General features: G+C 59.0%; 13 protein-coding genes. 7 read left to right on the top strand and 6 right to left on the bottom strand.

Features of this window, described 5'->3' with window-relative positions:
* Positions 1–144: 144 nt before the first annotated feature.
* The gene (locus Q1W15_RS07210) at positions 145–1,599 is read left to right on the top strand and encodes an aldehyde dehydrogenase family protein (protein WP_300725543.1); all 1,455 of its coding nucleotides are present in this window, start codon (positions 145–147) and stop codon (positions 1,597–1,599) included.
* Positions 1,600–1,696: 97 nt separating this feature from the next.
* Here Q1W15_RS07210 and Q1W15_RS07205 read toward each other — a convergent pair whose 3' ends face one another.
* From Q1W15_RS07205 to Q1W15_RS07180, 6 genes are all read right to left on the bottom strand, one after another.
* On the bottom strand, positions 1,697–2,686 hold the full coding sequence (locus tag Q1W15_RS07205) for an AraC family transcriptional regulator (protein ID WP_300725541.1): 990 nt from the start codon (positions 2,684–2,686) through the stop codon (positions 1,697–1,699).
* A gap of 1 nt (position 2,687) precedes the next feature.
* Positions 2,688–3,698, bottom strand: coding sequence for a helix-turn-helix domain-containing protein (locus Q1W15_RS07200; protein ID WP_300725539.1), 1,011 nt, complete (start codon positions 3,696–3,698; stop codon positions 2,688–2,690).
* 399 nt (positions 3,699–4,097) lie between these two features.
* A complete protein-coding gene (locus tag Q1W15_RS07195) occupies positions 4,098–5,210 on the bottom strand; it encodes a class II histone deacetylase (RefSeq protein WP_300725537.1) in 1,113 nt (370 codons plus the stop codon).
* A gap of 168 nt (positions 5,211–5,378) precedes the next feature.
* A complete protein-coding gene (locus tag Q1W15_RS07190; protein WP_300725535.1) occupies positions 5,379–6,350 on the bottom strand; it encodes a LuxR C-terminal-related transcriptional regulator in 972 nt (323 codons plus the stop codon).
* A 192-nt stretch (positions 6,351–6,542) separates the two neighbouring features.
* Entirely contained in the window at positions 6,543–7,034 is a 492-nt protein-coding gene (gene greB, locus Q1W15_RS07185) for a transcription elongation factor GreB (RefSeq protein ID WP_300725533.1), read from the bottom strand.
* Positions 7,035–7,121: 87 nt separating this feature from the next.
* Positions 7,122–8,030, bottom strand: a complete 909-nt coding sequence (locus Q1W15_RS07180; protein ID WP_300725531.1) for a LysR family transcriptional regulator — start codon at positions 8,028–8,030, stop codon at positions 7,122–7,124.
* A gap of 105 nt (positions 8,031–8,135) precedes the next feature.
* On the opposite strand from Q1W15_RS07180, the gene epsC reads away from it, so the two are divergent.
* From epsC to Q1W15_RS07150, 6 genes are all read left to right on the top strand, one after another.
* Positions 8,136–8,900: a serine O-acetyltransferase EpsC gene (gene epsC / locus Q1W15_RS07175; protein WP_300725529.1), complete on the top strand. Its 765-nt coding sequence runs from the start codon at positions 8,136–8,138 to the stop codon at positions 8,898–8,900.
* Positions 8,901–8,914: 14 nt separating this feature from the next.
* Entirely contained in the window at positions 8,915–9,805 is an 891-nt protein-coding gene (locus Q1W15_RS07170) for a VOC family protein (protein ID WP_300725527.1), read from the top strand.
* Between the two features lie 15 nt (positions 9,806–9,820).
* A complete protein-coding gene (locus Q1W15_RS07165; protein WP_300725525.1) occupies positions 9,821–10,717 on the top strand; it encodes an NAD(P)-dependent oxidoreductase in 897 nt (298 codons plus the stop codon).
* Positions 10,714–12,231 carry an aldehyde dehydrogenase family protein gene (locus Q1W15_RS07160; protein WP_300725523.1) on the top strand — a complete coding sequence of 506 codons (1,518 nt, stop codon included), beginning with the start codon at positions 10,714–10,716 and terminating at the stop codon, positions 12,229–12,231. The genes Q1W15_RS07165 and Q1W15_RS07160 overlap by 4 nt, the downstream gene beginning before the upstream one ends.
* A 5-nt stretch (positions 12,232–12,236) precedes the next feature.
* A complete protein-coding gene (locus tag Q1W15_RS07155) occupies positions 12,237–13,394 on the top strand; it encodes a M20 aminoacylase family protein (protein ID WP_300725521.1) in 1,158 nt (385 codons plus the stop codon).
* Between the two features lie 253 nt (positions 13,395–13,647).
* Positions 13,648–14,667 (top strand): amino acid ABC transporter substrate-binding protein, encoded by a 1,020-nt coding sequence (locus tag Q1W15_RS07150; protein ID WP_300725714.1) that lies wholly within the window; start codon positions 13,648–13,650, stop codon positions 14,665–14,667.
* Positions 14,668–14,688 lie beyond the last annotated feature (21 nt).

The following is a 14,688-nucleotide window of genomic DNA, read 5'->3' as shown; positions in this document are numbered from 1 at the left end:
ACAGGGACTGTTTGTCGCTTTAGTTTTACTGCACCCGCACCGTTCAAACTCCAAACATGGATGGACAATGGCAAGCCCAACGAGACTGTTTAATACCACCACACTCGATGTGCATTTAACCAGGTGATTAGAATGACAACTATAATGAATACCTCTATACCTCACTTTTATCCTTACATTGAGGGCAAGCCGTGGCAACGAGCCGATCAGCCTCAACAGGATGTCATCAACCCCTATAATAAAACTGTTATTGCGCGCGTAAACCTGGCCACTGCAGAGGATATTGACCGTGCAATTGCCAGCGCAGTAGAAGCACAAAAAACCTGGGGCAAAACACTTGCAAAAGAGCGCGAAGCCATTCTTTGCAAAGCGGCCGATATTATCGAGTTGCGCAGAGCCGACATTGTAAAAGTCCTGATCGAGGAAGGTGGCAACGTCCTTGGCAAAGCGATGTTTGAGTGCGATTACATGATCAGCACCTTCCGCATCGCCGCTGGCCAAGCCCGCGATGTCCGTGGGGAAACCATGCCGGCTGATGCCCCCGGGCGGATCTCAATGTCGATCAGACAACCCCTGGGAGTGATTGCAGGGGTTGGCCCGTTCAACGCGCCTTTTCTGCTCAACGGGAAAAAACTGGCACCCGCCCTTGCTGCCGGCAATGCGTTTATATTGAAGCCCGCGCCGCAAACACCGTTAATTGGTTTGCTCTTTGCCGAGATTTTGGAACAGGCCGGATTGCCGCCCGGTGTGCTTAGCGTATTGCCCACCACCAACGAAGCATTGGGCGATACATTCTTCTCGGATAAACGCGTCAAGATGGTGACGTTTACCGGCTCGGCCAAAGTTGGCAACTACTTGTCAGCGCTGGCCGGGAAGTTTCAGAAAAAAATCGTTCTGGAGTTGGGTGGCAAGAGCCCCATCGTCATTTTAAAAGACGCCGACCTGGACTACGCCGTCCGGGCTGCGGCATTCGGCATTTATTTCAATCAGGGCCAGGTGTGTATGGCCAACTCGCGCATCATCGTGGAAGCGGACATCTACGATGAGTTCTGCAAACGCTTTGTCGACAAAGTACGCACGATAAAGGCCGGCGACCCTTCTCATCCGGACACTATCGTAGGGCCGCTGATCAGTCACGCTCAATGTGAGTTTGTTCGCCAGCATATTGATGACGCGCTCGCCAAGGGCGCTGTACTCCTCGCCGGTGGAACCCATGAAGGCAATGTGTTTGCGCCCTCTGTGCTGACCCATGTAACCCCGGACATGGACGTTTATGGCGATGAAACCTTCGGGCCGCTGGTGTCCATTCTCAAGGCCAATAACTATGAACATGCGGTCGAACTGGCTAACGACACGTCTTATGGCTTGTCTTCCGGCATCGTCACCAATGACCTGCAAAAAGCATTCGATTTTGCGCTCAATGTGCACGCGGGTTCAGTGCATATCAATGACAACTCGTTCGACGACGACCCAAACGCCCCGTTCGGCGGTTTTAAAGACAGTGGCCACGGCAAAGAGAATGGCCGTTATTCCCTGCACGATATGACCGAACTTAAATGGGTGACTCTGCAGTTGGGTGAGCGCTTCTTCCCCCTTTAATGAATACCCTGTAGGCCGCTCCTTTTGCCGCCTGAATAAGGCGGCTTTTTTGATTGTGCTCCTGCTGAGCGGCAGAACCCTGAAAGGCCTGGCACCTTTACCCTCTGGCGGTAGTGTGCGGCAACTCGCCAAAACGCTCCCGGTAATACTGCGCAAAACGGCCCACATGGCTGAACCCATACTCCAAAGCCACTTGCGTGACACTGGATGGGTCTGACGCCAATAACCGCTCCCTGACCGCCTCCAGCCGAAAGCTACGCAGCAGTTCCATAGGGCTCTGACCATATTCGCGCTGGCAAATGGAATGCAAACTGCGCACGCTGACACCCATTGTTGTGGCAAGGTCCAAGAGTGTCGTTTCTTGCCCGATACGGGATTTGAAAAACGTTTCGACGCGTTTGCTGGCACTGTTTGAAGGGGGGGCCAACGCAGCACTGCCTGGTGCCTGCGCATTAAAATAATTATCGAGTATGAACAACGTCAGGCTTTCTTCCACTTGCCGCGTCCATCTTGAGCTCGCGGTCTCGTTTGTTCTCATACAGTCCAGCAACTCCGCCACCAACCTGAGCAACCGCGAAGCAGTATGCTGCTGCAGGGTTTGCACTTCGGGCAACTCATGACGGCCCGCGCTCACCGGCTGAAACTGGGAAAAACCCCAACTGACGAGGCTTAGCGGAACCTTGACCATCAATTGCTCGCAGTCTTCGCTCCACAATAACGACGCCTGCTCGCCCGGCGAAAATATGGCCGCTTCACCCGGCCTCACAGCGTACGTTGCGCTTGCAGACCTGAGTTCTGCCCTGCCCCGTATCGGCATTTGAATCAGGACAAAGTGTTCAAAAGGCTGTGGCCGGATTTCAACCTGCGCACCGTAACGCAGCGCCATCACTTCGCACCGCCCTACTTGCGCTCGATACAGCGCGGTATTGACTCGACCCTGCCCCCACTCAATTTCGTGTTCAACCAGCTCTTGGGTAAGCCGATTCCGCGATTCGCATGCCGAGCTGCTGGTAAACACCGGGCACTGTAAAATACCGGACAAATCCATACCCGGCATATCGTTAAGACGATCAATCACTCGGTTCATCTTAAAGTGGCCTCTTGTGCCGAAGTTCGCCACGCTGCAACGTTGCACTGGGAGGTTCATTAAAGAGTTTGCGGTATTCAATCGCAAAGCGCCCCAAGTGCTTGAACCCCCACCCCATCGCCAGCGTTGACAGGCTTCTTACCGCACCGCCCTCTAATATTTCCCGGCGCACCGCTGTTAATCGGTATTTTTTCAGATAAGCCATTGGGGGCATGCCGAAGTGCCGCTTGAAACCATCAAACACTTTGAAGCGTGACACGCCCGACGCTTTTTCAATATCTTCCAGGCCGATGTCTTCGCGCGCGCGTTCATGAATAAACTGTCGGGCTTTAATCAAGTAGTGCGGCAACTGCCCCTGCAAGTGTTCGCTGATCAAGGCGCTGTAGTTGTTGGGCTGAGAGAGTATCAGCCCCTTGATCAGGGCTGTTTCAATGTCCCGTGAAAACAGCGAATGTTCAAACACACCACTGCCGCGCTCCAACTCTTCGGCAAATTGCCTCACCAACCGCCACCATGAAGCCGTCGCTCCGTTAAGCGCATCCACCGTCGGCTCAAACTTTAACGGTATATCCGCCGTGCGGTGCAACATGTCCTCCAGGGTTTGGCGCATGGACAGTCGGGGAATGATGACAGATAACTTTCTACAGTCCCCCGCCATCCACAATTCCTGGGTTTCATGGGGCGAAACCACAAGCCCGTGATCGGCATCAGAGACAAATAGGCTGCCATTCTTGGACAGGGCTTGGCCCCCTGAAAACGGCAAACTGAGACAATAACTCGTCAGAAACGCCGAGTCTTTTATATCAACCGTTACGTCGGTCCCATACTCAATAAAACCGAGCGTCGTTGAAAAACTGTTAAACACCTTGGCGCTATGCCGAAACTGAATATTCTGCGGATGGGTGGCTCGCAGAGAATGCGGCCCGCACACGTGCTCCATCCAGGCCTGCGCTCCCGAGAAGTCGCACCTTTCTACACGAATATTATTAGCGGCATGGCTATGGGATTGCATTGAGAGCACCTACGGCTATGGGGTTCACGCTCTACCCGGCGCGATACTCTATTTCAAGCAAGGGTTATGCCGTTGAAGGCCAACTATCACGAACGAATTTTTCGGATAGTGAATAAGGAATAATGGGATATCGGCATTTAAATAATGCAATCAACCGGCCGAAATGGAACACGGTTTAAGCCTCACCCACCGACTCGGGCGTAATGTTTAAGTGGCATTGTGATTAACGTTACGATCGTTCCCAGGCACGGCACCGTGCACGGGTAACAGCCGCATTTAACGCTGGGCACCAAAGCGGCCCGGCCCGCCAGAGCAGGCCGCTGTTGAACAAAACGACTCGATAGCCAGGTGTCCGCAACGTGTTCAGACCCCGGCTATACGGCTCACGACATCGAAGGGTCAGGCCAGATAATCCTGCGCCATGCGCTCGATCAATTGGCGCTGAAACCCCAGAAACGCCTCCTTGGGTTGCTGTAACTGGATCGCTTCCAGCATCGGGTCATCCACCTCTGTGCGAACACCCACCAGTTCTTCAATCGTCGCCAGCCCGCAAAACGGTACATAGACTTCGCTGTAACCGCCTTCATGCACCAGCACCAAGCGGCCCTGACACAGCCGTTCGGCGGCCTGGCGCAGAGCGCGGGTCATCAGGCGGAACGATTCACTGTGCAACAGCATGCGCGCCATCGGGTCGACGGCACTCGCGTCGTAGCCGCACGCGACGATGATCAAATCGGGCTCAAAGCGTTCCAGCGCCGGCAGTACGATACGCTCCATCGCATGCAGGTAAGCCTCGTGACCGCTGCCCGGTGGCAACGGAATGTTAATGTTCGCCCCCAAACCCTCACCGTAACCGCGATCCTCTTCGCCGCTGTAACCGTGCGGAAAGCAGCCATCCTGGTGCACGGAAATTGTCAGCACATCCCCGCGGCTTTCAAAAATCGACTGGGTGCCATTGCCGTGGTGCACGTCCCAATCAACCACGGCTACTTTGCCCAGGCCATGGCGTACTTTGGCAGCTTCAATGGCGATGGCGATATTGGCCAGAAAGCATACCCCCATGGCTCCATCTGCCAGGCTGTGATGCCCCGGTGGCCGTGACAGCGCATAGGCGTTGTCTGTTTCGCCACTCAGTACCGCGTCCACGGCAGCCATGGCCAGCCCGGCGGAAAGACACGCGATCTCATAACTGCCCGGCCCAATCGGTGCCTCAGGTCCAAGGTAGCCGCCACCGGCGTCACTCATGGCCTTAAAGCGCTGCAGGTATTCGGCGGTGTGCACCCGTAGCAAATCCTCTTGGCTAGCCGGGGTGGCGCTGTATTGAAGCAGGTGGCGACTCAAGCCCGAAACTTCCAGCAGGCTTTTGAGGCGTCGCTTGGTTTCGGGCGATTCGGCATGCCCGGTGCTTGAAGACGGCTGCACCCAGCCACCTGTGGGAACGCACAAGACATGAGCACTTTGGGTGTGCCAAAAGCTCAATTCATCAGAGAAAAACCCAGTATTTCGTTTCATCAGACTCTCCAGTTCAGCAGGACAACAACAGATCGGGGCACTGGGGCGGCGTTCGTGAAGGGCTCTGCGTACGGCCTCACCACCGGCATGCAACATAAAACAGGGGCAACAGGCTCCCGTGACCGTCAGAACGACAGCACCGGGCACTCGGTGAAAGAAGAAAAACCGTCAGTCGGGCGGGGCGTGTAACAGGTGTGCAATGCGGGCCTTGTCCTTGACCCCGAGCTTGCTGTAAATGCCACGAATGTGATGCCGCACCGTATTGGGCGACAGGCCCAGGTCGCGCGCGATTTCCTTGTAGGTCTTGCCTTCGCCAAACCCTTGAGCGACGGCGTTTTCCCTCGGGCTGAGGCCGGGCAGCGCGCGGTGGGCCCGGGCGGCCAACAGGTACTGGTTACCCACCGGCACAGCGTCGATATGGACCTGTTTACCCGCATGGCCGGATTCATCCAGCGCGATAGGCAGGACGGGGCCGCTCCACTGCGGCCACTCTTTGAGTAACAACTCGATAAACCCGCCTTCGGCACATTGCAGCACCCCACGCGTGTCACAGACCGCCAAGGCCAGGTTGCCAGTACCCGTCAGCGTTTCGCGCATGGCGACCAAGGTTCGGATCTGATTCGCCGACACGGCAGCCACCAGATGCAGCATCAAGTGGCTGAGCAACTGGCAGTCCTGATCGCTGAACCGTGCGGCGTCAGGCCGGCGGTAGAGGGCAAGGTGATCGCTCAGGTTGGTTTTCGGGTCGAGTATCACCACACACATCCACTGGCCAATACCATAGCGCTCGCCCAGCCAGTTCAACCCTGCGCCACTGGCGGGGTCACGCATGTCGACAATTACGGCCTGGCCTGGGGTCTGGTGCACCCGTTGCACGGTCACGTCCAAATGGCGGATCGACTGCCAGTCCGCCAGGTAACTGGCTGGCAGGTTGTAGAAGTGAGGGCTGTGCTCTTCCGGCACCCCGTCAATCATCGCCGCACGCCCCCACCAGGCGCTGTCGAATGCAATCAGTTGACTGATCCGGGTCAGGGCGCGGCGATGGAAGTGTTCAATCACCTCATGCTGCGCCAGGCGTTGAAGGTCCAGGGTCAGAGCGCTGAAAGCCTGCAACAGGCTGACGTGTTCATCACGGCTCATGGGCGTTCCTCTGTGGGACTTTCTTATTGTTTTCGTCACCGGTTTTTTCAGGCCGTGCAGTCGATGAGTGACTCAGGGCCTGGGGGTGAGTATCGGCGCTGGCGAAAGGGATCGCTATCCTACAGATGCAGGATGCGACCGCCCGCACCCATCCCCCTGGCACCCCACCGGCCGGGCGCGCCAGGGCCCGTATTACTTGGGCGGGTCCGCGGGCGGCTGATAAAACACCGCATTGATGTACCACACAGCCTCTCCCGTCGGCGTGATCACCACCACCTCGTCGTCTTTCTCTTTTTTCAACAACGCGCGCGCCATGGGTGAGTCAATCGAGATGTAATCATTGCGCCCATAGATCTCGTCGTAGCCCACTACCCTGAGCCTCTTGGTTTCGCCGGCTTCGTTTTCAATTTCGACCCAGGCACCGAAATAGACTTTGCCTTCCTGCTCCGGGGAATACGTCACCACCCGCACGTCTTCAAGCCGTTTGCGCAGGTAGCGCACACGCCGGTCAATTTCGCGCAGCAACTTTTTGTTGTACTGGTAATCGGCATTCTCGCTTCGATCCCCCAACGACGCGGCCCAGGTGACTTTGCGGGTGGTGTCGGGCCGCTTCTCCCGCCAGAGGTAGTCCAGCTCCTTCTTCAGGGCGTGGTGCCCCTCTGCAGTGATAATGTTGGTGCTCACGTGTTGCTCCGTCGCCGATTCATTCGCCGGTCAGGCTATCCCACAAAATACGTTCGCTGACAAGGAAACGACGCGCGCCTTCGTCGATCAACGAGGTTTGAAAGCCGACATTTCCTGGAGCAGCAGCGCCAGCAAACGGCTCGACCCCACGCTCATTTGCCGGCCCAAACGGCTGATCAGGTGTACACGCGGGCTGGCAAACACTTCATTGTGCAACGTCAGGGTGCACAAACGCCCGGCTTGCACGTCTTCATCCACCACAAACGTCGGCAACAGCGTAACCCCGCCTTGCATCGAGTAGCGCTTGAGCATGGCGATGTTGTTGCAGGTCAGTGTGGGGTTGAGCATCACCCCCAACTGATGCTCGGCGAGGGTCAGTATTTGCCGTATCCCGAATGACACTTCCGGCAATGCCAGGCGATAAGTGTCCAGGCCCGCCAGCGGAATCGGGCTGTGGCTCTGCGCCAATACATGGTCAGGGTTAACAATCACGCACACCGGCTGAGGTTGCGAGGCGTGAGAGCGGATCTTGGGGTCGGCGGCCGGGTTAAACACCAGGCCGATATGGGCTTCGTCTTCCACGACCTGGCGTATGACTTCGTTGCTGCCGCACACATTCACCTGGATGTCCATGCCGGGGTACAACGTGGAAAAATGGCTGAGTGCACCCGCCAGCCCGTCCAGGAACCCTTCCCCTACGGCCAGTACCACCGACCCGCTTTGCAGCCCCCTCAGCGCCTGCAGTGAATCGAGCAACAGTTCCTGATGCGTCTGGCGCTGGCGGTAATACCCCAGCACTCGCTCCCCGGCCTCAGTCGGTTTCACCCCTCGGCGATGCCGCTCAAGCAGAGACGCGCCCAGTTCCAGTTCCAACTGGGCGATCTGCCGGCTGACGGCAGAGGGGGCGACGTTGAGGTAATCCGCCGCCGCACGCACGCTGCCCAGCCTGACCGCCTCAAAAAAATAAAAAATTCGACGATCGTGTACCAGGCTCATAGATCTCCTGTGTTGCCGTAAAAGCAACAGAGTTGTGAATTCCAGATTATTGCTGGAGCCTCTGGCCCATGTCCATACTCGGCCCATCCGCAACAGGAGATGGATATGAGCCCCCTTTGGCAGCGCCTTCGTGATCAAGCCCACCAATTGACCGAGCGCAATCCGGTACTACGCGACTACGCGACAAGCCACCTGCTGGCCTTTTCGACATTCGGCGATGCCCTCGCCGCCAACCTTGCCCGTCAGATGCAAACGCAGGCCAGCAACGTGGCGCTGGAAAGCTGGTTTCAATCAATCATCAACGCCCACCCTTGCATCGCTGAAGCCGCAGCAGCCGATATCAACCACCTGGAAGAGGTGAACCCGGCCTGCCCAGACCACCTCACGGCGTTTTTGACATTTCGCGGCATTCAGGCGGTGCAGGCGTATCGCATTGCCCATGCGCTGTGGACCGAAGGTGACGTGCAAAGCGCAGTGCTGGTGCAAAACTGGGCCGCCAATACCTGGAGCATCGATATTCACCCGGCCGCCCGCCTGGGCACCGCCCTGTTTGTCGATCACGGCATCGGCCTGGTGATTGGCCAGACCGCTGTCGTCGAAGACGGGGTCAGCCTGTGGCACGGCGTCACGCTGGGCAGCACGCTCAGCGAGGTCGGCGACCGGCACCCCAAAATCCGCCGCGGGGCGCTGATTTGCGCGGGCGCAACCGTGCTCGGCAATATCGAAGTGGGGGCCAATGCCATCGTGGCCGCCAACGCCGTCGTACTCAAACCCGTGGCCGCCGGAACGGTTGTTGCAGGTACACCGGCCAAGGTGATCGGTAACGCGCCCGCCTCACTCGCCACCCTCTCAACAAAAACCACTGGCTAACCCGGAGAGACCCCATGACAGCCGTTGCTCAATCCCCGCAGGGTATCGATCACCCTCTGGTCACCGTGCGCAATCACGCCGAGGCGCTGGAGCTTTACCGCCGGATGGGGTTCACACCTTCACCCATCAGCTATCACCCTTGGGGCAGCGTGACCTCCCTGATGATGTTCCCCAGCAACTTTATCGAGCTGATTGGCGTCGATGACCCGTCCAAGTTCGGTACCAACTCGGTAAACGGTTTTTGCTTCGGCCGCCAACTGGGCCAATTCCTTGATCGGGGCGAGGAAGGCGTTTCACTGGTGGCCCTGCACAGCAAAGATGCGGACGCCGACCATGCCCGCATGGTGCAAGCCGGCCTTGAAAGCCAGGGTCGCATCGATTTTCGCCGCCGCATGACGCTGCCCGATGGTCGCCACGATGAAGCGGTTGTGTCGCTGGCGCTGTTTATCGACCCCGAGCTGGCCGATGCGTCCAACTTTATCTGCCATCAACATCGCCCCGAACTGATTTGGGTGAAGGGCTGGCAGCACCACCCCAATGGGGCAGACGGCATTCTCGCCATCACCTACCTGGCCGACACGAAAGCACTTGAGCCGCGCTGGCGCGCCCTCTACGGCGATGCCGTGAAGTACAACGGCACGGCACTGGAAGCCGATACCGGGTGTGGCGTTTTGCGTGCCATCGACGCCGCCACCGCAGCCCAGGAATTTCCGGGCGTCGAGTTGCCGCGCGTGGCCCAGAAGCGGCCCCACGCCATTGCCATCCGCCTGCATACCACCAGCCTCACCGCATTGCGCTCGATCCTGGAGCAAAACGACATGCCCCACTGTGAAATCCCGGGACGGGTGTTCGTCGAACCGCAGTCGGCAGGCAACGTGATCCTCGAATTCGTTCAGAACACTTAACCGGGATTTTTCTAAATGACCATGAAAGTAGGCGTCATTGGCTTGGGCAATATGGGCGGCGGCATGGCCGCCACACTTGCGGGTAAAGGCTTCGATGTGAGCGGCTTTGACCTGAGCGAGGCGGCGCTCGCCCACGCCAAAGAGAAAGGCGTTACACCGGTCAGTGACCGCAGCCAGTTGATCCGCCAATCGGACATCCTGATTCTGTCGCTGCCCAAAGCGCACCATGTCGAAGAGGTCTGCCTGGGCAAGGGTGGCGTCATCGAGGTGGGCCGCGAAGGCTTGATCGTGGTCGACACCACCACGTCCACCCCCGAAGCCAGCCGAAAGGTCGCGGCGGCGCTGGCCACTATTGATGTGGCCTTTATCGATGCACCGGTCTCCGGCGGGCCGAAAGGGGCCGCGACCGGCACCATGTCGATGGTCATCGGCGCCGAGGACGCGGACCTGGCCCGCGCCCTGCCGGTGCTGGAGGGCATGAGCGGCACCCGTGTGCATGTGGGCCAATGCGGTGCGGGCAACGTCGCCAAAATCGCCAACAACATGTTGGCCGCCTGTCACTTGATCAGCACCGCTGAAGCCGTCGCGATGGCCGCCAAGGCAGGTGTCGAACCCGAGAAGCTGCTGCAAGGGTTGAATGCCGGCTCAGGTCGCAGTGGTGCCACGCAAGTCATGTTCCCGACCTGGGTGCTGAACAACGCCTATGACTCGGGTTTCACCATGGGCTTGATGCGCAAGGACGTGGGCCTGGCCAGCGACCTGGCCGCAAGCCTGAACCTGGAACTGCCCTTGTCCCGTGTCGTCGCCCAACTGTGGCAAGCCAGCAGCGAATCGCTGCCCGACAACGAAGACTTCTGCGCAATTGTGCAGCGCACCGATGCCCAGCTGTATGGCCGTGGAGACAACCAATGAGCGCGCAAAAAATCCTGGAACTGATGCACCCGTTTTGGGGGGATCGCACGGTCATCGCCAGCTACGTCGGGGGCGAGTTTATCGACGGTCACGGCGCGCCGGTGGACGTGCGCAACGCGCACGATGACAGCCTGTTGCTGAGCTATCCCGATGCCGACGACGCGCTGATTGCGCACACCGACAGCGTGGCCAAGGCCGCCCAGGCCCAATGGTGGGCCCTCACCGCCCAAGCGCGGGGCCGCGCCCTTTACCGGGTGGGCGCGCTGATTCGGGAAAACGCCGATCGCCTGGCCCAGATTGAATCGCTGACGGCCAACAAGCCGATCCGCGATGCCATTGTGGAAGTGGCCAAAGTGGCCGAAATGTTCGAGTACTACGCCGGCTGGGCCGACAAGCTGCACGGGGAAGTCATTCCGGTGCCGACTTCCCACTTGAACTATGTCACTTACGAACCGTTGGGCACCGTACTGCAAATCACGCCCTGGAACGCGCCGGTGTTCACCTGCGGCTGGCAAATTGCACCCGCCCTGACCGCTGGCAATGCGGTCATCCTCAAACCTTCGGAACTGACCGTGTTGTCGTCACTGGTGGTCGGTGTGCTGATCGAGCGGGCGGGGGTGCCCAAAGGGCTGGTCAATATCATTGCAGGCTACGGCCACACCATCGGCCAAGGCTTCATCGCCAAGGCCGATATCCGCAAAGTGATCTTTGTCGGGTCCCCCGCGACAGGGCGCCACATTGCCGTCGCCGCCGCACAACGCTGCATTCCGGCGGTGCTGGAACTGGGCGGAAAATCGGCCAACATCGTCTTCGAAGACGCTGATCTGGACATCGCCTTGCGCGGTGCTCAGGCCGCGATTTTCTCCGGAGCCGGGCAAAGTTGCGTCTCCGGGTCGCGCTTGCTGGTGCAGGCTTCGATCTTTGAAAAGTTCACCCAGGCCCTGGCGCAGGCCGCCCGCCACTTCAAGGTCGGCGACCCCAGCGATCCTGAAACGCAGATTGGCCCGATCAACAACGCCAAACAGTACAACCATGTCAAAACCATGGTTGAAGGCGCACTGAAAGACGGCGCAAAACTGATCGATCCCGCTGCAGACCCTGTTCCGAACACCCCTGGCTACTACATCAACCCCACGGTACTGACAGGCACCAACGACCTGTACTGCGCGCAAGAGGAAATCTTCGGGCCGGTGGTGGTGGCCATTCCCTTTACAGACGAAGCGGATGCCATCCGTATTGCCAACGACAGCCGCTTCGGCCTGGCCGGCGGGGTATGGACCCGCGATGTCGGCCGGGCACACCGCGTCGCCCGGCAGGTGCGCGCTGGCACTTTCTGGGTCAATGGCTACAAGACGATTCACGTGAGTTCGCCCTTCGGCGGCTACGGCGAGAGTGGTTACGGCCGTTCTTCCGGGCTCGATGCCCTGCGCGAGTACAGCGAAGTGAAAAGTGTCTGGGTCGAAACTGCGGCCAAACCCGCCGCCAGCTTTGGTTACGGCGCCAGCCTGGAGTAAACCCCATGTCGATCTCTAAAGCACTGATAGACGATGCCATCCTCTGGCGCCGCAGCTTTCACGCGGCACCTGAGCTCGGTTACCACGAACTGAAAACGGGCGAGCGGGTGGCGCATCTGCTGGAGAGCTTTGGCATCGAAGTGACGCGCGGGCTGGGCGGCACCGGTGTGATCGGCACACTGAAAAACGGCCAGGGCCCCACCATCGGCATTCGCGCCGATATGGACGCCCTGCCCATCCAGGAGCTGGGTCAGTCTGCGCACATGTCCACCCACCAAGGCTGCATGCATGCGTGTGGCCATGACGGGCACACGGCGATATTGCTGGCCACCGCCCGCCACTTGAGTGAAACCCGGCGCTTCAGCGGCACGGTGCATTTTGTCTTTCAACCCGCCGAAGAGGGCCTGGCGGGGGCCAGGAAGATGATTGAGGACGGCTTGTTCGTGCAATTCCCCATGGACGCCATCTATGGGCTGCACAACTGGCCCGGTGCCCCGGCCGGGCACGTCGTGATCAACCCCGGCCCCATGATGGCGTCCCTCGACACCTTTGAAATCACCCTGACCGGCAAAGGCTGTCACGCCGCGATGCCAGACAAAGGGGCTGACCCCATCATTGCGGCGGCCGAACTGATTCTGGCGTTGCAGACCATCCCGTCACGGCGCCTTTCACCGCTCGACAGCGCGGTCATCAGCGTGACGCAGGTCAACGCGGGGGAAGCGATCAATGTGATCCCGGAAACCGCCGTGCTCAAAGGCACCGTGCGCTGTTTACAATCCCCGGTTCGCGACACGGTTCAGGCGCTGATCGCCCAGTTCGTGAAACACCTGCCGGGGGCTTTTGGCATCAAGGGCAAGTTGACGTATCACGTTGGCTACCCCGTCACGCAAAACCACGCTGAAGCCGCCGCCATTGTTCGCCGGGCGGCGGTGGCGGCGGTCGGAGAATCCCGGGTGCAGTGGGGGTGCAACCCCTCAATGGCCTCGGAAGATTTCTCTTTTATGCTCCAATCCTGCCCCGGGGCCTACCTGTGGATGGGCGTGGATGGTGATGAACCCTCGGCGGCCCTGCACAACCCGTATTACGACTTTAACGACCAGGTGATTGAGCCAGCGGTGGCGGTCTGGGCTCAATTGGTGGAGCAGTCATTGCCTGCCACCTGATCGAAGCTTAACGCTTCACTCACCCTGAACGCGGCACTCAAGCCGACATAACAATAAGAAGACAACCATGCCCACTCATAAAAAAACATTCAGCCTTTGCCGGGCTCCCTGAGGCCTGGCTCTTGTTTCTGCCCTCCCCGTTTTGATGTTGAACACTACGCCTGCACGCCAGGCCTTGGCCTGGCTGAGCGCGGATTTAGCACTTACCCCCCACAAACATGAGAGCACTGCAATGAAACGAGAAAACAAGCGGTTGAAACTGGCCTCAACGGTAGCGTGCCTGACCCTGGGCACGGTGTTTGCCCTGAACGCCCATGCGGGCGCAACCCTGGATAACGTGAAAAAGAAAGGCTTCGTGCAATGCGGTATCAGCGACGGCCTGCCCGGCTTCTCGTTTGCAGACGCCAAAGGCAACTTTCATGGGTTCGACGTGGATGTCTGCCGCGCTGTCGCCGCGGCGGTCTTGGGCGACTCCAACAAGGTCAAATACACCCAATTGACCGCCAAAGAGCGGCTGACCGCGCTTCAGTCCGGTGAAGTCGACATGCTGTCGCGCAGCACCACCTGGACATCTTCGCGCGACGGCGGCATGGGCATCCTGTTTACCAGCGTGGCCTACTACGACGGGCAGGGGTTCCTGGTGAACAAAAAACTGGGCGTGAACAGCGCCAAGGAACTGGACGGCGCCACGTTCTGCATCCAGGCCGGCACCGTGACTGAACTGAACCTGGCGGACTACTTCCGCAGCAACGGCATGAAGTTCACCCCCATCACCTTTGATACCTCGGACGAAAGCTTCAAGGCGCTGGAATCCGGGCGGTGCGATGTGCTCACGACCGATCAGTCGCAGCTTTACGGGCAACGCCTGAAACTCTCGGCACCCGATGACTTTATCGTGCTGCCCGAGGTGATTTCCAAAGAGCCCCTGACCCCGGCCGTGCGCAGAGGCGATGACGAATGGTTCACCGTGGTGCGCTGGTCGCTGGCCGCCATGCTCAATGCCGAAGAGCTGGGCATTACCTCCAAGAACGTCGGCGAGATGATCAAATCGTCCAAAAACCCGGACATTGCGCGGTTGCTCGGCACCGAGGGCACCCTCGGCAAAGACCTGAACCTGCCCAATGACTGGGCGGCGAAAATCGTGGCGCAAGTGGGCAACTACGGCGAATCCTTTGACCGCAACCTCGGGGCTGGCAGCGATTTGAAGATCAAACGCGGCCTGAACGCCCTGTGGACCCAGGGCGGGCTTCAATACGGCCCACCGGTACGCTGACCTTCGCTCGCCCGGCAGTGA

It is taken from the genome of Pseudomonas sp. (assembly GCF_030150285.1).
Lineage (GTDB): Bacteria > Pseudomonadota > Gammaproteobacteria > Pseudomonadales > Pseudomonadaceae > Aquipseudomonas.
Note: the sequence above shows the minus strand (reverse complement) of the source record. Positions and strands in the feature narration are given on the sequence as shown.

What these genes read in the sequence shown, in the direction of transcription:
- Q1W15_RS07205 (WP_300725541.1), bottom strand. Translation starts at nt 2,686, where the DNA reads ATGAACCGAGTGATTGATCGTCTTAACGATATGCCGGGTATGGATTTG.
- Q1W15_RS07160 (WP_300725523.1), top strand. Translation starts at nt 10,714, where the DNA reads ATGAGCGCGCAAAAAATCCTGGAACTGATGCACCCGTTTTGGGGGGAT.
- Q1W15_RS07190 (WP_300725535.1), bottom strand. Translation starts at nt 6,350, where the DNA reads ATGAGCCGTGATGAACACGTCAGCCTGTTGCAGGCTTTCAGCGCTCTG.
- Q1W15_RS07195 (WP_300725537.1), bottom strand. Translation starts at nt 5,210, where the DNA reads ATGAAACGAAATACTGGGTTTTTCTCTGATGAATTGAGCTTTTGGCAC.
- epsC (WP_300725529.1), top strand. Translation starts at nt 8,136, where the DNA reads ATGAGCCCCCTTTGGCAGCGCCTTCGTGATCAAGCCCACCAATTGACC.
- Q1W15_RS07155 (WP_300725521.1), top strand. Translation starts at nt 12,237, where the DNA reads ATGTCGATCTCTAAAGCACTGATAGACGATGCCATCCTCTGGCGCCGC.
- Q1W15_RS07210 (WP_300725543.1), top strand. Translation starts at nt 145, where the DNA reads ATGAATACCTCTATACCTCACTTTTATCCTTACATTGAGGGCAAGCCG.
- Q1W15_RS07180 (WP_300725531.1), bottom strand. Translation starts at nt 8,030, where the DNA reads ATGAGCCTGGTACACGATCGTCGAATTTTTTATTTTTTTGAGGCGGTC.
- Q1W15_RS07200 (WP_300725539.1), bottom strand. Translation starts at nt 3,698, where the DNA reads ATGCAATCCCATAGCCATGCCGCTAATAATATTCGTGTAGAAAGGTGC.
- Q1W15_RS07170 (WP_300725527.1), top strand. Translation starts at nt 8,915, where the DNA reads ATGACAGCCGTTGCTCAATCCCCGCAGGGTATCGATCACCCTCTGGTC.
- Q1W15_RS07165 (WP_300725525.1), top strand. Translation starts at nt 9,821, where the DNA reads ATGACCATGAAAGTAGGCGTCATTGGCTTGGGCAATATGGGCGGCGGC.